Here is a 21649-nt window from a genome sequence, read left to right on the forward strand (position 1 = left end):
ATGGCCAAAGAGAAATTTTCGCGTACGAAGCCGCACTGCAACATCGGCACGATCGGTCACGTCGATCACGGCAAGACGTCTCTGACGGCGGCGATCACGAAGGTTCTGGCCGAGACGGGCGGCGCGACGTTCACGGCGTACGACCAGATCGACAAGGCACCGGAGGAGAAGGCCCGCGGCATCACGATCTCGACGGCGCACGTTGAGTACGAGACCACGAACCGGCACTACGCCCACGTGGATTGCCCCGGCCACGCCGACTACGTGAAGAACATGATCACGGGTGCCGCCCAGATGGACGGCGCGATCCTGGTGGTGTCGGCGGCCGACGGCCCGATGCCGCAGACCCGCGAGCACATCCTGCTCGCCCGTCAGGTCGGCGTGCCGGCCCTGGTGGTGTTCCTCAACAAGGTCGACCTCGTCGACGACGAGGAGCTCCTCGAGCTCGTCGAGATGGAGGTGCGCGAGCTCCTGTCGAAGTACGACTTCCCCGGTGACGACATCCCGATCACCAAGGGTTCGGCCAAGGTGGCGCTCGACAACGGCGACAAGGCCGTGGGTCACGACGCCGTGCTGAAGCTCATGGAGTCGGTGGACGCCTACATCCCGCAGCCGGAGCGTCCCATCGACAAGCCGTTCCTGATGCCCATCGAGGACGTGTTCTCGATCTCGGGCCGCGGCACGGTGGTGACGGGTCGCGTCGAGCGCGGCATCGTCAAGGTCGGCGAGACCGTGGAGATCGTGGGCATCCGCGACACCCAGACCACGACGGTCACGGGCGTCGAGATGTTCCGCAAGCTCCTCGATCAGGGCCAGGCGGGCGACAACGTCGGCGTGCTCCTGCGCGGCACCAAGCGTGAGGACGTCGAGCGCGGTCAGGTCGTGTGCAAGCCCGGCTCGGTGAAGCCCCACACCAAGTTCAAGGCCGAAGCCTACATCCTCACCAAGGAGGAGGGCGGTCGCCACACGCCGTTCTTCACCAACTACCGCCCGCAATTCTACTTCCGCACCACGGACGTGACCGGCGTGTGCGTGCTCCCCGAGGGCACCGAGATGGTGATGCCCGGCGACAGCGTCACCATGGACGTCACCCTCATCGTCCCCGTCGCCATGGAAGAGAAGCTCCGCTTCGCCATCCGTGAAGGCGGCCGTACCGTCGGCGCCGGCGTCGTCGCCGCCATCAACGAGTAATCGTCCGTCCAAGTCACGTCTGCAGGGAACGACAGAGGGGCGGGTCCTCGCGCCCGCCCCATCCTCGTCCCGCCAAGGTTTCAGGTCATGAACGGTCAGAATATTCGCATCCGCCTCAAGGCGTTCGACCATCGGATTCTCGATGCCTCGACCCGCGAGATCGTCTCGACGGCCAAGCGCACCGGCGCCACCATCCGTGGCCCGATCCCGCTGCCGACGCATATCGAGAAGTTCACCGTCAACCGCTCGCCCCACATCGACAAGAAGTCGCGCGAGCAGTTCGAGATGCGCACCCACAAGCGCGTCCTCGATATCGTCGATCCGACGCCGCAGACCGTGGACGCGCTCATGAAGCTCGACCTCGCCGCCGGCGTGGACGTGGAGATCAAGCTCTAAGTCCCGCGGGGATTTAGAGCTTACCGTAAATCGCGCGAGGGGAGACACCTATGCGCTCAGGCGTCATCGCACAGAAGGTCGGCATGACCCGCATCTTTACGGATGCAGGCGAACATGTTCCGGTCACGGTGCTTAAAATCGATCAATGCCAGGTGGTTGCCCACCGTACCGTCGAGAAGAACGGCTACGTCGCCCTTCAGGTCGGCGTCGGTAAGGCCAAGGTGAAGAACGTGTCGGCCGCCGAGCGCGGTCGGTTCGCCGTCGCCAAGGTCGAGCCCAAGCAGAAGCTCGCCGAGTTCCGCGTGTCCGAGGACAAGCTGATCCCGGTTGGCGCCGAAATCACCGCCGATCACTTCATCCCGGGTCAGTTCGTCGACGTGACGGGCACCACCACGGGTAAGGGCTTCGCCGGCGGTATGAAGCGCTGGAACTTCGGTGGTCTGCGCGCGACCCACGGCGTGTCCGTGTCGCACCGCTCCATCGGTTCGACCGGCGGCCGTCAGGACCCCGGCAAGACCTTCAAGAACAAGAAGATGCCCGGTCACATGGGCGTCGATCGGGTCACCACCCAGAACCTGCGCGTCGTCCGCACGGACGTCGAGCGCGGCCTGATCCTGGTCGAAGGTGCGGTTCCCGGCGTCGCCGGCGGCTGGATCCAGATCCGCGACGCGGTGAAGCGCAAGCTCCCCGCGGACGTTCCGCAGCCTGGCAAGTTCCGCGAGCTGGGTGCCTCCGCCCCCGTCTCCGACGCCCCGGCTCCCGAGGCTCCCGCTTCCGAGGAGAACGCGTGATGAAGCTCGATATCACCACCCTCGACGGCGCCGGAGCCGGCTCCGTCGATCTGGACGAGACCATCTTCGGTCTCGAGCCCCGCGTCGACCTGCTCCAGCGCATGGTGCGCTGGCAGCTCGCCAAGCGTCAGGCCGGCACCCACGCGGTCAAGAACCGTTCGGACGTCAACCGGACCCGCAAGAAGCTGTACAAGCAGAAGGGCACCGGTAACGCCCGTCACGGCGCCGCCTCCGCTCCGCAGTTCCGCGGCGGTGGACGCGCCTTCGGTCCGGTCGTGCGCTCCCACGCTCACGACCTGCCGAAGAAGGTCCGGGCCCTGGCCCTCAAGCACGCCCTGTCGGCTAAGGTGAAGGATTCGACCCTCATCGTCATCGACGACGTGAAGCTCGCCGAAGGCAAGACCAAGGCGCTCGCCGAACGTTTCGAGAAGATGGGCCTGTCGAGCGCGCTGATCATCAGCGGGACCGAGGTCGACGTGAACTTCGGTCGCGCCGCCCGGAACATTCCGCAGATCGACGTGCTTCCGATCCAGGGCATCAACGTCTACGACATCCTGCGCCGCGACAAGCTCGTGCTGACGCGCGCGGCGATCGATGCGCTGGAGGCGCGTTTCAAATGAGTGCCGATCCGCGCCACTACGATATCATCGTCTCCCCCGTGATCACGGAGAAGGCGACGAACCTCACCGAGCAGAACAAGGTCGTTTTCCGGGTTGCCCCGAAGGCGACGAAGCCGCAGATCAAGGAAGCGGTGGAGAAGCTGTTCGACGTCAAGGTCACGGCGGTGAACACCCTCGTGACCAAGGGCAAGAAGAAAATCTTCCGCGGGCTTCGCGGACAGCGTTCGGACGTGAAAAAAGCGATCGTGACCCTCGCCGAGGGTGAAACGATCGATGTCACGACCGGCCTCTGAGACAAGTCGGGTTAAGGATCACCACCGATGGCCTTGAAGACATTCAAACCGGTCACGCCGAGCCTTCGCCAGCTCGTGCTCGTCGACCGCCGTGAGCTCTACAAGGGCAAGCCGGTCAAGAAGCTCACCGAGGGCAAGTCGTCGTCCGGCGGCCGCAACAACCTCGGCCGTATCACCGTCCGTTTCCGGGGCGGCGGTCACAAGCGCACCCTGCGCAACGTCGATTTCAAACGGCGGACGCAGATGGGTGTGAGCGCCACCGTCGAGCGGATCGAGTACGATCCGAACCGCACGGCGTTCATCGCGCTGATCGCCTACCCGGACGGCACGCAGAGCTACATCCTCGCCCCCCAGCGCCTGTCGCCGGGTGACAAGGTGATCGCTGCCGAGCAGGTCGACATCAAGCCGGGCAACGCCGGTCCCGTGGGCAACATGCCCGTGGGTACGATCGTTCACAACGTCGAGCTGAAGATCGGCAAGGGTGGTGCCATCGCCCGCTCCGCCGGCAACTACGCCCAGATCGTCGGGCGCGACCAGGGTTACGTCACCCTGCGCCTGAACTCGGGCGAGCAGCGCCTGGTCCACGGTCAGTGCTTCGCCAGCGTTGGTGCTGTGTCGAACCCCGACCACATGAACATCTCGCTCGGCAAGGCGGGGCGTAACCGCTGGCTCGGCAAGCGCCCGCACGTTCGCGGTGTCGCCATGAACCCGGTCGATCACCCGCACGGCGGCGGTGAGGGACGGACTTCGGGCGGTCGTAACCCGGTCACGCCGTGGGGCGTTCCCACCAAGGGGAAGAAGACCCGCTCCAACAAGCGGACCGACGTCTTCATCCTGTCCAGCCGTCACAACCGCAAGAAGTAACCATCATGGCACGCTCGCTCTGGAAGGGGCCGTTCATCGACGGCTACCTCCTCAAGAAGGCTGAAACCGCTCGCGGGGCCAGCCGCAACGAAGTCATCAAGATCTGGAGCCGCCGCTCCACGATCCTGCCGCAGTTCGTCGGGCTCACCTTCGGTGTGCACAACGGGCAGAAGCACATCCCGGTCTACGTGTCCGAAGAAATGGTCGGCCATAAGTTCGGCGAGTTCTCGCCGACCCGCACCTTCCACGGTCACGCGGCCGACAAGAAGTCGAAGAGGCGCTGATCATGGGCAAGCCCGCCACTCCCCGCGCGCTCCCCGAGAACGAGGCTCAGGCCGTCGCGCGCATGCTGCGCGTCAGTCCCCAGAAGCTCAATCTCGTCGCGCAGCTCATTCGCGGCAAGAAGGTCGAGACGGCCCTCGCCGACCTCGAATTCTCCCGCAAGCGGATCGCCCGCGAGGTCAAGAAGTGCCTCGAGAGCGCCATCGCCAACGCCGAGAACAACCACAACCTCGACGTCGATGACCTCATCGTCGCACAGGCGTTCGTCGGCAAGGCCCTCGTGCTCAAGCGCTTCCACGCTCGGGCCCGCGGCCGCGGCGCCCGTATCCTGAAGCCCTTCGCGAACCTCACCATCGTGGTGCGCGAAGTCCCGACCGCCGAAGCGGCGTGAGGAGGACCTGATGGGCCAGAAAGTCAATCCGATCGGTCTGCGGCTCGGTATCAACCGGACCTGGGACTCCCGCTGGTTCGCCCAGAAGGGTGAATATGCCAAGCTCATGCACGAGGACGTCGCGATCCGCGCCGCCCTCACGAAGCAGCTGAAGCAGGCCGCCGTCTCGAAGATCGTCATCGAGCGTCCGCACCGGAAGTGCCGCGTCACCATCCACTCGGGTCGCCCGGGTGTGGTGATCGGCAAGAAGGGCGCCGACATCGAGAAGCTGCGCAAGCTCGTCGGCTCGCTGACCAAGGCCGACGTGACGATCAACATCGTCGAGGTCCGCAAACCCGAGATCGATGCCACCCTCGTGGCCGACTCGATCGCCCAGCAGCTCGAGCGTCGCGTCGCCTTCCGTCGTGCCATGAAGCGCGCCGTGCAGTCGGCCATGCGTCTGGGCGCCGAGGGCATCCGGATCAACTGCTCCGGTCGTCTCGGCGGTGCCGAGATCGCGCGCCAGGAATGGTACCGCGAGGGCCGCGTGCCCCTGCATACCCTGCGTGCCGACGTCGATTACGGTGTCGCCACCGCCTTCACGACCTACGGGACGTGCGGGATCAAGGTCTGGGTGTTCAAGGGCGAGATCCTCGAGCACGATCCCATGGCCCAGGATAAGAAGGCGCAGGAAGAGGGTGGCCGTTCGGGCGGCCGTCGCGAGCGCGATGGTGAGGGTGGCCGCGAGCGCGGCCGGCGCGAGCACGCCTGAGGGCGTGTTCGTGACCCCGTCACCCTAGAGAGGTGTTGAGAGGCTGCCATGTTGCAACCCAAGAAGACCAGGTTCCGTAAGCAGTTCAAGGGTCGCATCCACGGTGCGGCCAAGGGCGGCTTCGACCTCAACTTCGGGACCTTCGGCCTGAAGGCCGTTGAGCCCGAGCGCATCACCGCGCGCCAGATCGAGGCGGCCCGCCGCGCGATCACCCGCGAGATGAAGCGCCAGGGCCGCGTCTGGATCCGGATCTTCCCGGACGTTCCGGTCACGGCAAAACCCACCGAAGTCCGCATGGGCTCCGGTAAGGGTGCTCCCGAATTCTGGGCTGCCCGCGTGCATCCCGGTCGTATCATGTTCGAAGTCGACGGCGTGGCCGAGGACGTCGCGAAGGAGGCCCTGCGCCTCGGCGCGGCCAAACTCCCGATCCGCACGCGCGTCGTTCAGCGCATCGCTGACTAAGGGGAGGGGATCATGAAGTCGTCGCAAAGACAGTCGGATCTCGCCGCCCTGTCGCCCGATCAGCTGAACGATGAGCTGCTGAACCTGAAGAAGGAGCAGTTCAACCTGCGCTTCCAGGGCGCCACCGGCCAGCTCGAGAACGTCGCGCGCGTCCGCGAAGTCCGCCGCGATATCGCCCGCGTCCGTACGCTCCAGCGTCAGAAGACGCTGAAGTCCGCGCAGGCTTGAGGAGACCATCATGCCGAAGCGCGTATTGCAGGGCGTCGTCGTCAGCGACAAGGGCGAGAAGACCATCGTCGTGAAGGTGGAGCGTCGCTTCACCCACCCGGTGATGAAGAAGACCGTCCGTCGTTCGAAGAACTATCACGCCCACGACGAAGCCAACGTCGCCAAGGTCGGCCAGACCGTGTCGATCGAGGAGTGCCGTCCGTTCTCCAAGACCAAGACCTGGCAGCTCGTGACGGGCACCGGGTCGGAGGCTCCCGCCGCCGAGGCGTGAGTTCGGTCCGTGGGTCGAAACGGGAAAAAGCGGGCGCAGAATTCTGCGCCCGCTTTTTCGTATCAAGGCGTGTGTTGTACCGGTGCCGTACCTCGGAATGCCGTTTCGATCCGAGATGGGCTGCGCGACCGGCCCGGATGACAATCGAGCGGATTCCCCTTGCGTAGGGCGTCATCCCGGTGTAATGGGCATGCCTTCGCGACAGTTGAGAAGGGTGTTAGTGCCCTTCGAACGCGGTGACCGCGCCGGTGTTTTACCACACCGATTGCGCGGTTCTTGATATGAGCCGGGGACATTAGATCCCCGTCAGGCGTCGTCCGCCGGACAATACCGTCCGTGTGCGGAAACCCGCCTGAAACAAAGAAAGGTCACTGCCCGTGATCCAGATGCAGACGAATCTGGACGTCGCCGACAACTCTGGTGCGCGCCGCGTGATGTGCATCAAGGTTCTGGGCGGGTCGAAGCGTAAATACGCCGGTGTCGGCGACATCATCGTGGTGTCCGTCAAGGAAGCGATTCCCCGGGGCCGCGTGAAGAAGGGCGACGTCATGAAGGCGGTCGTCGTTCGTACGGCGAAGGAAGTGAAGCGTCCTGACGGTTCGGTGATCCGCTTCGACAAGAACGCCGCCGTTCTGATCAACAACCAGAAAGAGCCGATCGGCACCCGCATCTTCGGACCGGTGCCGCGCGAACTCCGCGCCCGCAACCACATGAAGATCATCTCGCTCGCGCCGGAGGTGCTGTAATGGCCGCCAAACTCAAGAAGGGCGATACCGTTGTCGTCCTCTCCGGTCGTGACAAGGGTCGGTCCGGCGAGGTCACCCAGGTGCTTCCGAAGGAAGATCGCGCCGTCGTGCGGGGTATCAACCTGGTGAAGAAGCACCAGAAGCAGACGCAGAACCAGGAAGGCGGCATCGTCTCCAAGGAAGCTGCGATCCATCTTTCGAATCTCGCGTTGCAGGACGCGAATGGCAAGCCGACGCGCGTGGGTTTCCGCGTCCTCGAAGACGGCCGCAAGGTCCGCTTCGCCAAGACCACGGGGGACCAGATCGATGGCTGATGCGAACCAGGACACCTACGTCCCCCGCCTGCGCAAGCACTATGACGAAGTCGTTCGTCAGAAGCTCATCGAAGAGTTCGGCTATTCGAACCCGATGCAGGTCCCGTCGATCACCAAGATCGTGATCAACATGGGTGTCGGCGAGTCCACCGCCGACTCGAAGAAGGCCTCCGTCGCCGCCGGCGATCTGGCCCTCATCGCCGGTCAGAAGCCGGTCATCACGAAGGCCCGCAAGGCCATCGCGACCTTCAAGGTCCGCGAGGGCATGCCCATCGGCTGCAAGGTGACCCTGCGTCGCCAGCGCATGTACGAGTTCATGGATCGCCTGATCACCATCGCGCTTCCCCGCGTGCGTGACTTCCGCGGCCTGAACCCGCGTTCGTTCGACGGCAACGGCAACTACGCCCTGGGCCTCAAGGAGCACCTCGTGTTCCCGGAGATCTCCTACGACAAGGTCGATGCGACCTGGGGCATGGACATCGTCATCCAGACGACGGCCCGCACCGATGCCGAGGCGCGCGCGCTCCTCACGCAGTTCCGATTCCCGTTCCGGCAGTGAGGCCCCGCTAGGGCTTCAGACGCGGACACCGGAGAGAGACATGGCAAAGAAAAGCTCGATTGAGAAGAACAAGCACCGCGAGGCGCTGGTAAAGCTCTACGCCCCCAAGCGTAAGGCCCTCCTCGCCACCGCCAACGACCAGTCCCTCGAGATGGAGGAGCGCTTCGAGGCGCGCCTCAAGCTCGCGGAACTGCCCCGCAACTCGTCGCCCACCCGCATCCGCAACCGCTGCGGCATGACCGGCCGGCCCCGCGCCTTCTATCGCAAGATGGGCATCTCGCGCATCGCGCTGCGCGAACTCGGCAACCAGGGTCTGATCCCCGGTCTCGTCAAGTCGAGCTGGTAAGGAGCATCCGCCATGGTTAACGATCCCGTGGGTGATATGCTCACCCGCATCCGCAACGGTCAGCAGCGCCGTCGCAACGTCGTCCAGACCCCTGGCTCGCGTCTGCGCGCCAGCGTCCTCGACGTTCTCAAGTCCGAGGGCTACATCCGCGACTACGCGACCACGGATTACGGCAACGGTCGTACCGAGTTCGCCATCGAGTTGAAGTACTACGACGGCCAGCCCGTCATCCGCTCGATCCAGCGCGTGTCGAAGCCCGGCCGCCGTGTCTACTCGTCCGTCGGCGAGTTGCCGCGTGTTGCCGACGGTCTCGGCGTCACCATCGTGTCCACCCCGCAGGGCGTCATGGCCGACCACGAGGCGCGTGAGCGCAACGTCGGCGGCGAAGTGCTCTGCAAGGTGTTCTGATCCTGGACTTGGAGGAATAAGGCGATGTCTCGCGTAGGCAAGAAGCCCGTTCCCGTCCCGTCCGGTGTGACGGCCACGGTGACCGGTCAGACGGTTAAGATGAAGGGCTCCAAGGGCGAGCTCCAGTACGTCGTTCCCAATGTGGTCGACGTGAAGTTCGAGGACGGCGCCGTCTCGGTGCAGCCCAAGAACCAGACGAAGGAGGCCCGCTCGCTCTGGGGCACTTCCCGCGCTCAGGTGGCGAACCTCGTCGAAGGCGTCTCCAAGGGCTTCGAGAAGAAGCTCGAGATCACCGGCGTGGGTTACCGCGCCGCGATGGCCGGCAAGGCACTCAAGCTCTCGCTCGGCTACAGCCACGACATCGAGTACGAGATCCCCGCGGGGATCACGATCGCGGTGCCGAAGCCCACCGAGATCGTCATCTCCGGCATCGACCGGCAGGTGGTGGGTCAGGTGGCCGCCGAGATCCGCGACTATCGCGGTCCCGAGCCCTACAAGGGTAAGGGCGTGAAGTACGCGGGCGAGTTCATCTTCCGCAAGGAAGGCAAGAAGAAGTAAGGGCCTGCCAACATGTCACGCAAAATCGATGCACTCGTCCGCCGCAAGGCGCGTGTGCGCCGCGCGCTGCGGGCGGCGGCCAATGGACGGCCCCGGCTCTCGGTGTTCCGTTCGTCCAAGCAGATCTACGTTCAGGTCATCGACGACGCGCAGGGCAAGACCCTCGCGGCCGCTTCGAGCCTCGACAAGGATCTCCGTACCGGCCTGAAGACGGGCGCCGACGTGTCGGCGGCGCAGGCCGTCGGCAAGCTCGTCGCAGAGCGCGCCAAGGCGGCCGGCGTCACCCAGGTGATCTTCGATCGCTCGGGCTACCTTTACCACGGGCGCGTCAAGGCGCTCGCCGATGCCGCCCGCGAGGGTGGCCTCGAGTTCTGAGCCAACTCCCGCGGGAAGCGTCGGCCGTCGCGGCCGGCGCGGGCTCGGGTCCAATTTGGCGGGGGAGGGCGGGCTCAGTCCGTCCTCCGATCCGAAACAGTCAAGCGAGCGGGTCCGCCACCCGCGCCAGTGAGATGGAACTGATACATGGCACGTGAACGTGAAGGCGGGGGCCGCGGCCGCCGCGAGGAGCGCGAGGAGCGCGACAGCGAGTTCGTGGACAAGCTCGTCCACATCAACCGCGTCGCCAAGGTGGTGAAGGGTGGCCGTCGCTTCGGCTTCGCGGCCCTCGTCGTCGTCGGTGACCAGAAGGGCCGCGTCGGCTTCGGCCACGGCAAGGCCCGCGAAGTGCCGGAAGCCATCCGCAAGGCCACGGAAGCCGCCAAGCGTGGCCTCGTCCGGGTCGCCCTGCGCGAGGGCCGCACCCTGCATCACGACGTCCACGGACGTCACGGCGCCGGCAAGGTCATCCTGCGCGCCGCCCCCCAGGGTACCGGCATCATCGCCGGCGGCCCCATGCGCGCCGTCTTCGAGACGCTGGGCATGCAGGACGTCGTCGCGAAGTCGCTCGGCTCCTCGAACCCGTACAACCTCGTGCGCGCCACCTTCGACGCGCTGAAGAACGAAGACAGCCCGCGCGCCGTCGCGGCCCGTCGCGGTCTCAAGGTGTCGGCGCTCCAGGCTCGCCGCCGCGATGCCGATCCGTCCGACCTGTCCGAAGCAGCCGTGGCGTAAGGGAGGGTCCGATGGCACAGAAGACCGTCCGCATCGAGCAGATCGGCTCGCCGATCCGCCGTGAGGGTGATCAGCGCGCGACGCTGATCGGCCTCAAGCTCAACAAGCTGCATCGGGTGTCCGAGCTGGAGGATACCCCCTCCGTGCGCGGCATGATCCGCAAGGTGCAGCACCTCGTGCGCGTCCTTGGCGACGCGGCCTGAGGGAGGGCATCATGAAACTGAACGAACTCCACGACAACGACGGCGCAACCAAGAACCGGATGCGCGTCGGCCGGGGCATCGGCTCCGGCAAGGGCAAGACCGCTGGACGCGGCGTGAAGGGTCAAAAGGCCCGCACCGGCGTCTCCATCAAGGGCTTCGAAGGCGGTCAGATGCCGCTGCATCGTCGCCTGCCCAAGCGCGGCTTCAACAATCTGTACGCGACGGACCTGAACGAGGTGAATCTCGGCCGCGTGCAGCAGGCGATCGATGCCGGCCGTCTCGAGGCCGGTGCCACTGTCACCATCGAGACCCTCATCGCCGCCGGCCTTTGCGCCCGGGCCCGTGATGGCGTCAAGCTCCTCGGCGTCGGCGAGCTGACCGCGAAGGTCTCCTTCGAGGTGACCCGCGCCTCCAAATCGGCCGTCGAGGCCGTGGAGAAGGCCGGCGGTACCGTGACCGTTACGTACGGCGACGGCGTGTCGACCCGTGGCAAGCCCGCCCGCGTGGTTGCGTAGCCTCGCGTCCGACTCTAAGTCGAACCCTTGAGCGGCGGCCCGTGCGACCTCGCGCGTGGCCGCCGTTCCCGTTTTAGCGGGGGCGGTCGCCCCCTTGCATATCCATCTCAGGAACCGGTGCCATGGCCTCAGCCGCCGAGCAGCTTGCCGCGAACCTCAACTTCGGGGCCATCGCCAAGGCCGACGAGCTCAAGAAGCGCATCTGGTTCACCCTGGGTGCGCTGATCGTGTTTCGGCTCGGCACCTATATCCCGATCCCCGGCATCGATCCGGAGCAGTTCGCCCGGAACTTTCAGCAGCAGGCCGGCGGCGTGCTCGGGCTGTTCAACATGTTCTCCGGCGGCGCCGTCGAGCGCATGGCGATCTTCGCCCTGAACATCATGCCGTACATCTCGGCCTCCATCATCATTCAGCTGCTCACCTCGGTTATCCCGAGCCTCGAAGCGCTGAAGAAGGAGGGTGAGTCTGGCCGCAAGGTCATCAACCAGTACACGCGCTACCTCACGGTGGTGCTCGCCCTGGTGCAGAGCTGGGGCATCGCCTTCGGCCTCCAGAGTTCGAGCGCGGCCATCGAGCCGGGACCGTTCTTCATCCTGTCCACGGTGATCACGCTCACGGGCGGCACCCTGTTCCTCATGTGGATCGGTGAGCAGATCACCTCGCGCGGCATCGGCAACGGCTCCTCGCTCATCATCTTCGCGGGCATCGTCGCGCATCTTCCGGTGGCCATCGTCGGCGCGCTGGAACTCAGCCGTACGGGCGCCCTGTCTTCGGCCGTGATCCTGGGGATGGGCGTCGCCGCCGTCGCCTTGGTCTACTTCATCGTCTTCATGGAGCGCGCCCAGCGCCGGCTGCTCATCAACTACCCCAAGCGTCAGGTCGGCAATAAGATGTACGAGGGGCAGACCTCGTTCCTGCCGCTGAAGCTCAACACCGCCGGCGTCATCCCGCCGATCTTCGCCTCATCGCTGCTGCTCCTGCCCGCCACCGTGGCGAGCTTCTCGGCCAACAATGGTGGCACCGGCGTGCTGGCGACGATCACGACCTATATCGGCCATGGCCGGCCGCTCTACATGGTGCTCTACGCGGCCCTGATCATCTTCTTCGCGTTCTTCTACACGGCGGTGGTGTTCAACCCCGAAGAGACTGCGGACAACCTGAAGAAGCACGGCGGCTTCATTCCGGGCATCCGGCCCGGTGAGCGCACCGCCGCCTTCATCGACAAGGTGCTGACCCGTATCACCCTCATCGGCGCGGTGTATTTGACCTTCGTCTGTCTGGTGCCGGAAATCCTCGCATCGTACTCTTCGGCGAGCATCGGGTTCGGCGGCACCTCGCTTCTCATCGTCGTCTCGGTGACGATGGACACGGTTGCGCAGATCCACGGGCACCTGATGGCCCACCAGTACGAGGGCCTCGTCAAGAAGGCCAAACTGCGCGGCGCCAGCCGCCGTCGCTGAGCCCGATCGCACCGGCCCATGAGTCTCGGCGCCCCATGCGGGGCCGCCGGCCCTTAAGAAGAACGGACCTGAGGAAACGACGCCATGCGGATCATTCTGCTCGGACCGCCGGGAGCGGGTAAGGGGACGCAATCCGCGCGCATCGTCGAGCGGTTCGGCATTCCGCAGCTCTCCACCGGTGACATGCTGCGCGCCGCCGTGGCCGCCGGGACTCCCGTCGGACTCGAGGCCAAGGCGATCATGGAGAGCGGGGGCCTCGTACCCAACGAAGTCGTGGTCGGCATCGTTGCCGACCGGATCGAGGAATCCGACGCCCGCGCCGGCTTCATCCTCGACGGGTTCCCCCGGACCGTCGAGCAGGCTTCGGCCCTCGATCGGATGCTGGAGGCCAAGAACCTGAAGCTCGATACCGTGGTGGAACTCGCCGTGGACGAGGATGCCCTCGTCGGCCGTATCGCCAAGCGCGCCTCGGAGACCGCCGCCCGTGGCGAACCCGTCCGGAAGGATGACACCCCGGAGGTGTTCAAGACCCGGCTCGAGGCTTACCGCGCGCAGACCGCGCCGCTGTCGGCCTATTATGCGAGCCTCGGCATGCTGGAGACCCTCGACGGCATGAAGCCCATCGACGTCGTGACCGCCGAGTTGATGACGACCCTGGAGCGCCATGCCACGGCGCCGGCCTCCTGACGGCTCACGAATCGTTGCAAACGCATTGACAGGGGGACCGGTCCGCGCTAGTGGGCCGGTCTTCGTTCATGCGGATAGGGTCCGTGCAGCCTTCATGAAGGCAGCAGCGGGCCGCTTTGTCGTTTTGGACGGTACGCAGGGGCCGGTCTCCACCGGACGCGTATCACGATCACCCGGGCCGGACCGATGCGGTTCGTCGCCCAGATGGAGAAGACCTTGGCTCGTATCGCTGGCGTTAACATCCCGACCAACAAGCGCGTCGTCATCGCGTTGCAGTACATCCATGGCATTGGCCCCAAGAAGGCCGGCGAGATCGCCGAGAAGGTCGGCATCCCTGCTGAGCGCCGCGTGAATCAGCTCACCGACGCCGAAGTGCTGTCGATCCGCGAGACCATCGATCGCGACTACCTCGTCGAGGGCGATCTGCGCCGCGAAGTCTCGATGAACATCAAGCGCCTGATGGATCTGGGCTGCTACCGTGGCCTGCGTCACCGCCGCAACCTGCCGGTCCGTGGCCAGCGCACCCACACCAACGCCCGCACCCGCAAGGGCAAGTCCAAGCCCATCGCTGGCAAGAAGAAGTAAGTCTTTGAGTTCAGGAGGCCGTGCTTCGCTCGGCCTCCTGAACGTCGAGCGGGGTGCCTGCACGGCGACCCGGTATCGCGGTTCCGTCATCCTAGGCAGTACCGCCAACTCCCAGAAGAAATCCCGAGCGCCTGGCATGACGGGCGCGCTTGAAGGACGAGAAAACAGATGGCCAAAGAGACCACCCGCATTCGCCGCCGCGAACGCAAGAACATCGTCTCGGGCGTCGCGCACGTGAACGCGTCGTTCAACAACACGATGATCACCATCACCGACGCGCAGGGCAACACGATCTCGTGGTCGTCGGCCGGCGCCATGGGTTTCAAGGGTTCGCGGAAGTCGACCCCGTACGCCGCTCAGGTCGCCGCCGAGGACGCTGCCCGCAAGGCCGCCGAGCACGGTATGCGCACCCTCGAGGTCGAAGTGTCCGGTCCCGGTTCGGGCCGTGAATCCGCCCTGCGCGCCCTCCAGGCCGCCGGCTTCACCGTGACGTCGATCCGCGACGTGACGTCGATCCCGCACAACGGTTGCCGTCCGCGCAAGCGTCGTCGCGTCTAAGACCTGAGTCAGACCGGCCGGGGGGCTGTGACCCAACCCGGCCGGATGTGGGCGTGTGCGACGGAGACGTGCGTGACGAATGGTTCGAATCCGCTTCCGGGTGTGCTGCGGTGGACCTTGGGTGACCTCACGGTCACGGTGATGAATGACGGGTACCTTCAGGGTTCCCTGGATCTCGTGGTCGGCATCGAGACGGAAGAGGCCGGTGCGCTTCAGGCCGCCGGCTTTCGCGCGCGTGATCCGCGCATCACCCTGAACGCCTTCTTGGTCACCGGTCCGGGCCGCAAGCCCCTCCTCATCGATACGGGCATGGGCGGGTTCGGCGGCGACAGCCTCGGCCGTCTGCCGGCGGCGCTCGCCGCCGTGGGTGTCCGGCCGGAGGAGATCGGAACCGTCCTCCTCACCCATCTTCATCCAGATCATGCCGGTGGCCTGATCACTGCCGACGGCGCCGCCGCATTCCCGAATGCCGAACTCGTGGTCCATGTCGACGAGGCGGCGCATTGGCTCGGCGATGGCACTCTGTCCCGCGCCCCGGAGGCGGCCAAGCCCTATTTCGAGATCGCCGCGAAGGCGACGGCGCCGTATGGCGGCCGGATCCGCACGGTCTCGGGGGGCGATGTGGCACCGGGCATCACGCAGGTGCCGCTGCCGGGACATACCCCGGGTCATTCCGGTTACCGGATCGTTTCCGGTGACCGGTCCCTGCTCATGTGGGCCGACATCGTTCATCTGCCGGCGATCCAGTTTAAGCAGCCCGAAGCCGGGCTGGTGTTCGACGTCGATGCCGATGCCGCGCGCCACGTGCGCCGCCGCATCCTCGACGAGGTCGCCAGCGAGCGGACCTTCATCGCCGGCGCCCATCTCGAATTCCCGGCCCTGGGCTATGTCGCCCGGGACGGTGCCGGATACAGCTTCGTCCCCGAACTTTGGGTCGCAGCCTCCTAGACCGTTCGCGTCATAGCGAACGACATCGTTTCTGAGGGTCCGCGACGCTGAGGCGCAGCAGTGGGGACCCGAGCGTGGACCGCCCCCGTGGGCCGCGCCGAACTTCGCGAGAGGTAGCATCGTGGTCATTCAGAAGAACTGGCAAGAGCTCATCAAGCCGAACAAGCTCCAGGTCTCGACCGGTCACGACCCCAAGCGGGTCGCCACCGTCGTCGCGGAGCCCCTCGAGCGCGGCTTCGGCACGACCCTGGGCAACTCGCTCCGGCGCGTGCTGCTGTCCTCGCTCCAGGGCGCGGCCGTGACCTCGGTACAGATCGACGGCGTGCTGCATGAATTCTCGTCGATCCCCGGCGTGCGCGAGGACGTCACCGACATCGTCCTCAACATCAAGACCATCGCGATCCGCTCGCAGACGGAAGCGCCAAAGCGCCTCACCCTGCGCAAGACCGGCCCCGGCCTCGTCACCGCCGGCGACATCGCCACCGTGGGCGACGTCCAGATTCTCAACCCCGACCTCGTCATCTGCACCCTCGACGACGGCGCCGAGATCCGGATGGAATTCACCGTCGCCACCGGCAAGGGCTACGTCCCGGCCGAGCGCAACCGCCCCGAGGATGCGCCCATCGGGCTGATCCCCGTCGACGCTTTGTTCTCCCCCGTGACCAAGGTCAGCTACCGCATCGAGACCACCCGCGAGGGCCAGGATCTCGACAAGGACAAGCTGACGATGACCATCGAGACCAACGGCGCGGTCACGCCGGAGGATGCGCTGGCCTACGCCGCGCGCATCATCCAGGACCAGCTGCAGGTGTTCGTGAACTTCGAGGAGCCCCGCAAGGAGGAGGCGCAGCCGCTGGCGCCGCAGCTGCCCTTCAACCCGGCGCTGCTCAAGAAGGTCGACGAACTCGAACTCTCGGTGCGTTCGGCGAACTGCCTGAAGAACGACAACATCGTCTATATTGGCGACCTCATCCAGAAGTCCGAGGGCGAGATGCTGCGCACCCCGAACTTCGGCCGCAAGTCACTGAACGAGATCAAGGAAGTGCTCGCCGCCATGGGCCTCCACCTCGGTATGGACATCCCCGGCTGGCCGCCGGAGAACATCGAAGACCTCGCCAAGCGCTTCGAAGAGCACTACTGAGGCGGGGGCGAGCCGCCCCTGGCATGAGTTGGCGGCGCAGTTCGGCGCCCCCGACTCGGCCGGACCGGAACGTCGAGTCCCAAAAGAATCCCGCCGCGGGGTTATGCGGAAGCAACAGCCCCGTCGTGGGGCGCTTGGCCGTACCGTGGCACGGCGGCCATTTAAAAAAGGAAGAGCCCAATGCGTCATGGATTCCGCGGTCGTCGGTTCAACCGCACCACCGAGCACCGCAAGGCGATGTTCGCCAACATGTCCGCCGCGCTGATCAAGCACGAGCAGATCATCACCACGCTCCCGAAGGCCAAGGACCTGCGTCCGGTCATCGAGAAGCTGATCACACTGGGCAAGACCGACTCGCTGCATGCCCGTCGCCTCGCCATGTCGCAGATCCGCGACGAGGCCATGGTGCGCAAGCTCTTCGCCGTCATCGGCCCGCGCTACAACACCCGTCCGGGCGGTTACTGCCGCATCATGAAGGCCGGCTTCCGCTTCGGCGACAACGCTCCCCTCGCGGTCATCGAGTTCGTCGACCGTGACGTCGATGCGCGCGGCAAGGATTCCGGCCCGGTGCAGGTCGACGACGCCGCCTGAGAACTTTCTAAGTTTAATCCCATGAAAAAGGCGGCCTTTCGGGCCGCCTTTTTCTTTTCTGGCACGGCGCTTCCGCTACCATTCCCCCACAAGAATGGGAGGATGTGGGTTGAGCGATGAATAAACTTATGAAGCTCTTCTTATTCGCAATGGTCTTCAGCGTGAGCCATGCGGAGGCCGCCAAGCTGACCATGGACGACAAGGTCGCCCGCTGGCCGCGCGCGACCACGGAAGAGAAGATCGATTTCGCCACGCGCATGGGCAAGGCGTTCTCCAGCCTGTCGCCGGATCTCGACCGCAACTACTTCATCAAATGCCTGGAGGAGACGGCCAACATCGGCAATCCCGGCGACATCAAGCTCGAAGAGGCGGTGAAGATGTGCGTCGCCGTCAACAAGCCGCCATCCGAGCCGGAATAGGGGCCGTGTCCCGCCTCACCCTGGGATGAGGCGGGAATTCAAGAGAGGTCACACGGCGCGCAGGCGCGGCCCCCGGCGTACGAAGCCGACGATGTCCTTCACGGCATCCAGGGTCGGGGCCGCGATGGCCTCGGCGCGCTCGGCGCCGTCGGCCAGGATCGCGTCGATCTCGGACGGATCGGAAACGAGGCGCTTCATCTCGGCGCCAAGCGGCGCCAGGGTCTCGACGGCGAGTTCGACGAGGGCCCCCTTGAAGGCCGAGAACTGGGCGCCGCCGTGATCGCGCAGCACGTCCTCGCGGGTCACGTCCTTCAGGGCGGCGAAGATGCCGACGAGGTTGTCGGCCTCTGGTCGACCCGCGAGCCCCGCCACTTCGGAGGGGAGGGCGTCCGGATCGGTCTTTGCCTTGCGGACCTTCGCCGCGATGGTGTCGGCGTCGTCCGTGAGGTTGATGCGGGAATTGTCGGAGGCGTCCGACTTCGACATCTTCTTGGTGCCGTCGCGCAGCGACATCACGCGAGCGGCCGGCCCGCCGATGAGCGGCTCGGTGATGGGGAAGAAGCCCGCTCCCTCGTCGTGGCCGTGGGCCGCGATCGACTCCGAAAAATCGTTGTTGAACTTCTGGGCGATGTCGCGGGTCAGTTCGAGGTGCTGCTTCTGGTCCTCGCCCACGGGCACGTGGGTGGCGCGGTAGGCCAGGATGTCGGCGGCCATGAGCACGGGATAATCGTAGAGCCCGATGCTCGCGTTCTCGCGGTCCTTGCCGGCCTTGTCCTTGAACTGGGTCATGCGGTTGAGCCAGCCCAGCCGCGCGACGCAGTTGAACACCCAGGCGAGTTCGGCGTGCTGCGGCACTTGGCTCTGGTTGAACACGATGCTGCGCTTCGGATCGATGCCGGCGGCGAGGAACGCGGCCGTGACCTCGCGGATCTGCCCCCGCAGCGCGGCCGGATCCTGCCACAGGGTGATCGCGTGCATGTCGACGACGCAGTAGAGGCACTGGGCGTCGCGGGCCTGCATGTCCACGAAGCGCTTGATGGCGCCGAGATAATTGCCGAGATGCAGGTTGCCCGTGGGCTGGACGCCCGAGAACACCAGTTCCTTGAACGCGGTCATCACGCGTGGTCCTTCTTGGCCCGCCGATGGGAGTTGGGCCGAAGTCTCCCCGTGAGTCTCGTGGTGAGTCCCGTCGTGAGCCTAGGCGGCGCCGTGCGGGTTCTGGACGGCGCACCGGGGCCGGTCAAGCGGGCGCGGTCCCGGCCTGACGCGCCTGTCCCGTCGGGCACAGATCAAGGAGGACGCAGGCGCCGCAGGCCGGGTTGCGGTGGTGGCAGACGGCCTGCCCGTGCAGCATCAGGATCTCGTGGTTGTCGTAGAGGGCCTGGGCGCTCCAATCGGCGGGCAGTTGCGCCCGCAGGATCGGGTGAGACGGCCCGACGTCGACCTTGGGCCCGATCAGGCCCGTGCGCTGGGCGACGCGGTGGTGATGGCTGTCCACGGGCAGGGCCGGCATCCGCAGGACGCTGAATGACAGCACGGCGGCACTCGTCTTCGGCCCGACGCCGGGAATCGCCTCCAGCCAGGCCCGGGCCGCCTCCACCTCCAAGCCGGCGAGGAAGTCGAGGGAGAGACTCCCGTGCCGCTCCATCACGGCGCGGAGAATCGCCTGAATGCGTGGGGCTTTCAGTTCCGGCCACGTCACCCCGGCAATGGCGGCCTCGATCTCCGGCACGGGCGCGTCCAGCAGTGCCGCCCAGTCGGGATAGCGCGCCCGCAGGGCCTTGAATGCCCGGCCCGAATCGGCGTTGCGCGTCCGGTGCGACAGGAGCGACGAGACGAGTTCGCTCAACGGATCGAGGCTGTGGAAGTACGGAATCGGGCAGCCATAGACCGGACACAGGCGCTGGTGGATCGCGAGCGCCTTCGCCTCCAGGTCGGGATCGGCCGAAGGGGCCGACGAGGCGGATGAACGGCGGCGGGCGGGGCGAGGGCCGGCGAGGTCGTGCCCGGATGCGATGGTCATGATCCGAGAATCCACGAGGATTCCCGCCGGTTCCGGGGCGTGACGAAAGCTCCGGGTTTGTCACGGGCAGGCTTGCGCGGCCCGGTCCGGCATGTAACCTTGGTCTCGTCAGCAAAGGCGATACGGGAGAGCCCAGGTCGAGAGTTCTCGATCATGGCGCCGACGGAGCAACCACCCCCGGAAACTCTCAGGCACAATCACCGTATCGTTCGACAATCTGGAGAGAGGCGTCAGACGACGCCCACCGAAGGAGAAATCCCGTGCCGCGTCTTCGGCGCGCGGGAGAAGCTCTCAGGTAACCGCGACAGATGGGGGCAACCGGATCACTCGTTCGAGGGTCCGGGACCGTTCTGCCGTGGGATGACCCGATGCCGCTCGACGCCCTTCGCACCCCGCTCCACGCCCTGCACCTGAGCCGGGGTGCCCGCATGGTGCCGTTCGCCGGTTATGCCATGCCGGTGCAGTATCCGGACGGCCTGCTGAAGGAACACCTGCACACGCGTGCCCAAGCAGGGCTGTTCGACGTGTCGCATATGGGCCAGATCCAGCTCATCCCGCGCACCGGCAGCCTCGTGGACGCCGCCCATGCCCTTGAGACTCTGCTGCCCATCGATGTGCTGGGCCTAGCCCCCGGCCGCCAGCGCTACGGCCTCCTCCTCGACGCGACCGGCGGCATCCGCGACGACCTCATGGTGGCGCAATGCGGCGACACCCTCGTCCTCGTGGTCAACGCCGCCAACAAAGTCGCCGACGAGGCGTATCTGCGGGCCCATCTCACCGGCATCTGCGAGATCGTGGTGCTGCCCCGCGCCCTCCTGGCGTTGCAGGGGCCGCGCGCGGAGGCGGCTTTGGCCCGCCTCGCCCCCGAGGTCGCCGCCATGCGGTTCATGGACGTGCGCGCCATCGACCTCGCCGGTCTTCCGGCCCTCGTCAGCCGCTCCGGCTATACCGGCGAGGACGGGTTCGAGATTTCCGTGGCCGAGGACCGGGCGGAGGCCCTGGCCGAAGCCCTGCTGAGCGACGACACGGTCCGCCTCATCGGTCTCGGCGCCCGCGATTCCCTGCGCCTGGAAGCCGGCCTGTGCCTGCACGGGGCGGATATCGATGCCGGCACCGATCCCGTCGAGGCCGGGCTCAGTTGGGCGATCTCGGCCGTGCGCCGCCGGGGCGGAGCGCGCGAAGGCGGTTTTCCCGGCGCCGAGCGGATTCTTGACGCCCTCGCCGAGGGGCCCGCCCGCCGCCGCGTCGGCCTGCGCACGGAGGGCGCCGCCCCCGTGCGGGCGGGCGCGGCCCTGTTCGCCGAACAGGCGGGCGATGAGGCCATCGGCCGGATCACCTCGGGCGGGTTCGGCCCGAGCCTGGGGGCACCCATCGCCATGGGCTACATGCCGATCGGCCTGACGCAACCCGGCACCCGCGTGTTCGCCGAGGTGCGGGGCCGGCGCCTGCCCCTGGTGGTGAACGGCCTGCCCTTCGTGCCGGCCGGCTTCAAGCGCGCCTGAGCGCATCCGCCTTTCCTTTTCCGACCGTCCCAACCTGACTCCCAGGAGCGACCCATGCTGCGATTCACCGACGAACACGAATGGCTGGCCCGCGAGGGCGACGTCGCCACCGTGGGCATCACCACCCATGCGGCCGAGCAACTCGGCGATCTCGTTTTCATCGAACTGCCGAAGGTCGGCGCCCGCCTCGTGAAGGGCGAGGCGGCGGCCGTGGTGGAATCCGTGAAGGCGGCGTCCGACGTCTACGCCCCGGTTTCGGGCGAGGTCACGGAGGTCAACGAGGCGGCCGTGGCCGATCCCGCCCTCGTCGGCGGCGATCCGCAGGGGGCGGGCTGGCTCTACCGCCTGCGCCTCGATGACCCCTCGGCCCTCGACGGCCTCATGGACGAGGCCGCCTACGCGGCCTTCCCGAAATAGAGAGCCGCCGACGCGGCTT

The 21649-nt window shown here is 66.3% G+C and carries 34 protein-coding genes and 1 riboswitch; of the genes, 32 read left to right on the forward strand and 2 right to left on the reverse strand.

All coding sequences use genetic code 11. From position 1 onward, the window contains the following. The 30 genes from tuf (at position 1) to BM249_RS16705 (ending at position 17688) form a co-directional block, all read left to right on the forward strand. Positions 1-1191 carry an elongation factor Tu gene (gene tuf, locus BM249_RS16560; RefSeq protein WP_091972263.1) on the forward strand — a complete coding sequence of 397 codons (1191 nt, stop codon included), beginning with the start codon at positions 1-3 and terminating at the stop codon, positions 1189-1191. 87 nt (positions 1192-1278) lie between these two features. Then, complete coding sequence (gene rpsJ, locus BM249_RS16565; RefSeq protein WP_018044230.1) at positions 1279-1587, forward strand: 30S ribosomal protein S10; 309 nt, start codon at positions 1279-1281, stop codon at positions 1585-1587. A gap of 50 nt (positions 1588-1637) precedes the next feature. Continuing rightward, positions 1638-2378: a 50S ribosomal protein L3 gene (gene rplC / locus BM249_RS16570; protein WP_091974118.1), complete on the forward strand. Its 741-nt coding sequence runs from the start codon at positions 1638-1640 to the stop codon at positions 2376-2378. Then, complete coding sequence (gene rplD, locus BM249_RS16575) at positions 2378-2998, forward strand: 50S ribosomal protein L4 (protein ID WP_091974119.1); 621 nt, start codon at positions 2378-2380, stop codon at positions 2996-2998. Before rplC ends, rplD begins: the two co-directional genes overlap by 1 nt. After that, positions 2995-3291 (forward strand): 50S ribosomal protein L23, encoded by a 297-nt coding sequence (locus BM249_RS16580; protein WP_091974121.1) that lies wholly within the window; start codon positions 2995-2997, stop codon positions 3289-3291. The genes rplD and BM249_RS16580 overlap by 4 nt, the downstream gene beginning before the upstream one ends. 27 nt (positions 3292-3318) lie before the next feature. Beyond that, positions 3319-4155, forward strand: coding sequence for a 50S ribosomal protein L2 (gene rplB, locus BM249_RS16585; RefSeq protein ID WP_091974123.1), 837 nt, complete (start codon positions 3319-3321; stop codon positions 4153-4155). Positions 4156-4160: 5 nt separating this feature from the next. Next, positions 4161-4439 (forward strand): 30S ribosomal protein S19, encoded by a 279-nt coding sequence (gene rpsS, locus BM249_RS16590; RefSeq protein WP_091974125.1) that lies wholly within the window; start codon positions 4161-4163, stop codon positions 4437-4439. Positions 4440-4441: 2 nt separating this feature from the next. Continuing rightward, on the forward strand, positions 4442-4828 hold the full coding sequence (rplV, locus tag BM249_RS16595) for a 50S ribosomal protein L22 (protein ID WP_091974127.1): 387 nt from the start codon (positions 4442-4444) through the stop codon (positions 4826-4828). 10 nt (positions 4829-4838) lie between these two features. Next, a complete protein-coding gene (rpsC, locus tag BM249_RS16600; RefSeq protein WP_091974129.1) occupies positions 4839-5579 on the forward strand; it encodes a 30S ribosomal protein S3 in 741 nt (246 codons plus the stop codon). Between the two features lie 48 nt (positions 5580-5627). Continuing rightward, positions 5628-6041, forward strand: coding sequence for a 50S ribosomal protein L16 (gene rplP, locus BM249_RS16605; RefSeq protein WP_055949287.1), 414 nt, complete (start codon positions 5628-5630; stop codon positions 6039-6041). Between the two features lie 12 nt (positions 6042-6053). Further along, positions 6054-6269 carry a 50S ribosomal protein L29 gene (rpmC, locus tag BM249_RS16610; RefSeq protein WP_018044221.1) on the forward strand — a complete coding sequence of 72 codons (216 nt, stop codon included), beginning with the start codon at positions 6054-6056 and terminating at the stop codon, positions 6267-6269. A gap of 10 nt (positions 6270-6279) precedes the next feature. Next, on the forward strand, positions 6280-6540 hold the full coding sequence (rpsQ, locus tag BM249_RS16615; RefSeq protein WP_091974130.1) for a 30S ribosomal protein S17: 261 nt from the start codon (positions 6280-6282) through the stop codon (positions 6538-6540). A gap of 377 nt (positions 6541-6917) precedes the next feature. Further along, positions 6918-7286: a 50S ribosomal protein L14 gene (gene rplN, locus BM249_RS16620; protein WP_055949294.1), complete on the forward strand. Its 369-nt coding sequence runs from the start codon at positions 6918-6920 to the stop codon at positions 7284-7286. Then, a complete protein-coding gene (gene rplX, locus BM249_RS16625) occupies positions 7286-7600 on the forward strand; it encodes a 50S ribosomal protein L24 (protein WP_091974132.1) in 315 nt (104 codons plus the stop codon). Before rplN ends, rplX begins: the two co-directional genes overlap by 1 nt. Then, a complete protein-coding gene (gene rplE / locus BM249_RS16630; protein WP_091974134.1) occupies positions 7593-8159 on the forward strand; it encodes a 50S ribosomal protein L5 in 567 nt (188 codons plus the stop codon). The genes rplX and rplE overlap by 8 nt, the downstream gene beginning before the upstream one ends. A 40-nt stretch (positions 8160-8199) precedes the next feature. Then, the gene (gene rpsN, locus BM249_RS16635) at positions 8200-8505 is read left to right on the forward strand and encodes a 30S ribosomal protein S14 (protein WP_091974136.1); all 306 of its coding nucleotides are present in this window, start codon (positions 8200-8202) and stop codon (positions 8503-8505) included. 12 nt (positions 8506-8517) lie between these two features. Next, entirely contained in the window at positions 8518-8913 is a 396-nt protein-coding gene (gene rpsH / locus BM249_RS16640; protein ID WP_055881679.1) for a 30S ribosomal protein S8, read from the forward strand. A gap of 24 nt (positions 8914-8937) precedes the next feature. After that, positions 8938-9471 carry a 50S ribosomal protein L6 gene (gene rplF, locus BM249_RS16645; protein WP_055949306.1) on the forward strand — a complete coding sequence of 178 codons (534 nt, stop codon included), beginning with the start codon at positions 8938-8940 and terminating at the stop codon, positions 9469-9471. Positions 9472-9483: 12 nt separating this feature from the next. Beyond that, a complete protein-coding gene (gene rplR / locus BM249_RS16650) occupies positions 9484-9846 on the forward strand; it encodes a 50S ribosomal protein L18 (protein WP_091974137.1) in 363 nt (120 codons plus the stop codon). A 147-nt stretch (positions 9847-9993) separates the two neighbouring features. Next, complete coding sequence (gene rpsE / locus BM249_RS16655) at positions 9994-10581, forward strand: 30S ribosomal protein S5 (RefSeq protein ID WP_091974138.1); 588 nt, start codon at positions 9994-9996, stop codon at positions 10579-10581. Between the two features lie 11 nt (positions 10582-10592). Further along, positions 10593-10784 (forward strand): 50S ribosomal protein L30, encoded by a 192-nt coding sequence (gene rpmD, locus BM249_RS16660; protein WP_056091618.1) that lies wholly within the window; start codon positions 10593-10595, stop codon positions 10782-10784. 11 nt (positions 10785-10795) lie between these two features. Then, on the forward strand, positions 10796-11299 hold the full coding sequence (gene rplO / locus BM249_RS16665; RefSeq protein ID WP_091974139.1) for a 50S ribosomal protein L15: 504 nt from the start codon (positions 10796-10798) through the stop codon (positions 11297-11299). A 122-nt stretch (positions 11300-11421) separates the two neighbouring features. Next, positions 11422-12759 (forward strand): preprotein translocase subunit SecY, encoded by a 1338-nt coding sequence (secY, locus tag BM249_RS16670; RefSeq protein ID WP_091974140.1) that lies wholly within the window; start codon positions 11422-11424, stop codon positions 12757-12759. An 84-nt stretch (positions 12760-12843) separates the two neighbouring features. Further along, positions 12844-13446 (forward strand): adenylate kinase, encoded by a 603-nt coding sequence (locus BM249_RS16675; protein ID WP_091974141.1) that lies wholly within the window; start codon positions 12844-12846, stop codon positions 13444-13446. A 216-nt stretch (positions 13447-13662) separates the two neighbouring features. Further along, positions 13663-14031 carry a 30S ribosomal protein S13 gene (rpsM, locus tag BM249_RS16680; RefSeq protein ID WP_091974213.1) on the forward strand — a complete coding sequence of 123 codons (369 nt, stop codon included), beginning with the start codon at positions 13663-13665 and terminating at the stop codon, positions 14029-14031. Between the two features lie 168 nt (positions 14032-14199). After that, the gene (rpsK, locus tag BM249_RS16685; RefSeq protein ID WP_091974142.1) at positions 14200-14589 is read left to right on the forward strand and encodes a 30S ribosomal protein S11; all 390 of its coding nucleotides are present in this window, start codon (positions 14200-14202) and stop codon (positions 14587-14589) included. A gap of 72 nt (positions 14590-14661) precedes the next feature. After that, positions 14662-15537, forward strand: a complete 876-nt coding sequence (locus tag BM249_RS16690; RefSeq protein ID WP_177232439.1) for an MBL fold metallo-hydrolase — start codon at positions 14662-14664, stop codon at positions 15535-15537. Positions 15538-15658: 121 nt separating this feature from the next. Continuing rightward, positions 15659-16678, forward strand: a complete 1020-nt coding sequence (locus BM249_RS16695) for a DNA-directed RNA polymerase subunit alpha (RefSeq protein ID WP_091974145.1) — start codon at positions 15659-15661, stop codon at positions 16676-16678. A gap of 180 nt (positions 16679-16858) precedes the next feature. Next, positions 16859-17269 (forward strand): 50S ribosomal protein L17, encoded by a 411-nt coding sequence (gene rplQ / locus BM249_RS16700; RefSeq protein WP_091974147.1) that lies wholly within the window; start codon positions 16859-16861, stop codon positions 17267-17269. Between the two features lie 128 nt (positions 17270-17397). Continuing rightward, a complete protein-coding gene (locus BM249_RS16705; protein WP_244528830.1) occupies positions 17398-17688 on the forward strand; it encodes a hypothetical protein in 291 nt (96 codons plus the stop codon). A gap of 48 nt (positions 17689-17736) precedes the next feature. Here BM249_RS16705 and trpS read toward each other — a convergent pair whose 3' ends face one another. After that, complete coding sequence (gene trpS, locus BM249_RS16710; protein WP_091974149.1) at positions 17737-18804, reverse strand: tryptophan--tRNA ligase; 1068 nt, start codon at positions 18802-18804, stop codon at positions 17737-17739. Between the two features lie 124 nt (positions 18805-18928). Then, positions 18929-19711, reverse strand: a complete 783-nt coding sequence (locus BM249_RS16715; protein ID WP_091974150.1) for an endonuclease III domain-containing protein — start codon at positions 19709-19711, stop codon at positions 18929-18931. A 207-nt stretch (positions 19712-19918) separates the two neighbouring features. Further along, positions 19919-20029, forward strand: a riboswitch (glycine riboswitch). 50 nt (positions 20030-20079) lie between these two features. On the opposite strand from BM249_RS16715, the gene gcvT reads away from it, so the two are divergent. Together gcvT and gcvH are read left to right on the forward strand one after the other, a co-directional pair. After that, a complete protein-coding gene (gene gcvT, locus BM249_RS16720; RefSeq protein WP_091974151.1) occupies positions 20080-21213 on the forward strand; it encodes a glycine cleavage system aminomethyltransferase GcvT in 1134 nt (377 codons plus the stop codon). A 54-nt stretch (positions 21214-21267) separates the two neighbouring features. Further along, complete coding sequence (gene gcvH / locus BM249_RS16725; RefSeq protein WP_091974152.1) at positions 21268-21630, forward strand: glycine cleavage system protein GcvH; 363 nt, start codon at positions 21268-21270, stop codon at positions 21628-21630. Positions 21631-21649: the final 19 nt, after the last annotated feature.

Origin of the sequence: Methylobacterium gossipiicola, assembly GCF_900113485.1 — a bacterium.
GTDB classification, from domain to species: Bacteria; Pseudomonadota; Alphaproteobacteria; order Rhizobiales; family Beijerinckiaceae; genus Methylobacterium; species Methylobacterium gossipiicola.

Bases quoted from the DNA above. Each gene is read 5' to 3' on its own strand.
- secY (WP_091974140.1), top strand. From the start codon at position 11,422: ATGGCCTCAGCCGCCGAGCAGCTTGCCGCGAACCTCAACTTCGGGGCC.
- rpsK (WP_091974142.1), top strand. From the start codon at position 14,200: ATGGCCAAAGAGACCACCCGCATTCGCCGCCGCGAACGCAAGAACATC.
- rpsQ (WP_091974130.1), top strand. From the start codon at position 6,280: ATGCCGAAGCGCGTATTGCAGGGCGTCGTCGTCAGCGACAAGGGCGAG.
- rplE (WP_091974134.1), top strand. From the start codon at position 7,593: ATGGCTGATGCGAACCAGGACACCTACGTCCCCCGCCTGCGCAAGCAC.
- rplV (WP_091974127.1), top strand. From the start codon at position 4,442: ATGGGCAAGCCCGCCACTCCCCGCGCGCTCCCCGAGAACGAGGCTCAG.
- gcvT (WP_091974151.1), top strand. From the start codon at position 20,080: ATGCCGCTCGACGCCCTTCGCACCCCGCTCCACGCCCTGCACCTGAGC.
- rplO (WP_091974139.1), top strand. From the start codon at position 10,796: ATGAAACTGAACGAACTCCACGACAACGACGGCGCAACCAAGAACCGG.
- rplQ (WP_091974147.1), top strand. From the start codon at position 16,859: ATGCGTCATGGATTCCGCGGTCGTCGGTTCAACCGCACCACCGAGCAC.
- rpmD (WP_056091618.1), top strand. From the start codon at position 10,593: ATGGCACAGAAGACCGTCCGCATCGAGCAGATCGGCTCGCCGATCCGC.
- rplC (WP_091974118.1), top strand. From the start codon at position 1,638: ATGCGCTCAGGCGTCATCGCACAGAAGGTCGGCATGACCCGCATCTTT.
- rplP (WP_055949287.1), top strand. From the start codon at position 5,628: ATGTTGCAACCCAAGAAGACCAGGTTCCGTAAGCAGTTCAAGGGTCGC.
- rpsH (WP_055881679.1), top strand. From the start codon at position 8,518: ATGGTTAACGATCCCGTGGGTGATATGCTCACCCGCATCCGCAACGGT.
- BM249_RS16675 (WP_091974141.1), top strand. From the start codon at position 12,844: ATGCGGATCATTCTGCTCGGACCGCCGGGAGCGGGTAAGGGGACGCAA.
- gcvH (WP_091974152.1), top strand. From the start codon at position 21,268: ATGCTGCGATTCACCGACGAACACGAATGGCTGGCCCGCGAGGGCGAC.
- BM249_RS16715 (WP_091974150.1), bottom strand. From the start codon at position 19,711: ATGACCATCGCATCCGGGCACGACCTCGCCGGCCCTCGCCCCGCCCGC.
- rpsJ (WP_018044230.1), top strand. From the start codon at position 1,279: ATGAACGGTCAGAATATTCGCATCCGCCTCAAGGCGTTCGACCATCGG.
- trpS (WP_091974149.1), bottom strand. From the start codon at position 18,804: ATGACCGCGTTCAAGGAACTGGTGTTCTCGGGCGTCCAGCCCACGGGC.
- tuf (WP_091972263.1), top strand. From the start codon at position 1: ATGGCCAAAGAGAAATTTTCGCGTACGAAGCCGCACTGCAACATCGGC.
- BM249_RS16580 (WP_091974121.1), top strand. From the start codon at position 2,995: ATGAGTGCCGATCCGCGCCACTACGATATCATCGTCTCCCCCGTGATC.
- rplX (WP_091974132.1), top strand. From the start codon at position 7,286: ATGGCCGCCAAACTCAAGAAGGGCGATACCGTTGTCGTCCTCTCCGGT.
- rpsE (WP_091974138.1), top strand. From the start codon at position 9,994: ATGGCACGTGAACGTGAAGGCGGGGGCCGCGGCCGCCGCGAGGAGCGC.
- BM249_RS16705 (WP_244528830.1), top strand. From the start codon at position 17,398: ATGAAGCTCTTCTTATTCGCAATGGTCTTCAGCGTGAGCCATGCGGAG.
- rplD (WP_091974119.1), top strand. From the start codon at position 2,378: ATGAAGCTCGATATCACCACCCTCGACGGCGCCGGAGCCGGCTCCGTC.
- rplB (WP_091974123.1), top strand. From the start codon at position 3,319: ATGGCCTTGAAGACATTCAAACCGGTCACGCCGAGCCTTCGCCAGCTC.
- rpsC (WP_091974129.1), top strand. From the start codon at position 4,839: ATGGGCCAGAAAGTCAATCCGATCGGTCTGCGGCTCGGTATCAACCGG.
- rplR (WP_091974137.1), top strand. From the start codon at position 9,484: ATGTCACGCAAAATCGATGCACTCGTCCGCCGCAAGGCGCGTGTGCGC.
- rpsS (WP_091974125.1), top strand. From the start codon at position 4,161: ATGGCACGCTCGCTCTGGAAGGGGCCGTTCATCGACGGCTACCTCCTC.
- rplF (WP_055949306.1), top strand. From the start codon at position 8,938: ATGTCTCGCGTAGGCAAGAAGCCCGTTCCCGTCCCGTCCGGTGTGACG.
- rpmC (WP_018044221.1), top strand. From the start codon at position 6,054: ATGAAGTCGTCGCAAAGACAGTCGGATCTCGCCGCCCTGTCGCCCGAT.
- rpsN (WP_091974136.1), top strand. From the start codon at position 8,200: ATGGCAAAGAAAAGCTCGATTGAGAAGAACAAGCACCGCGAGGCGCTG.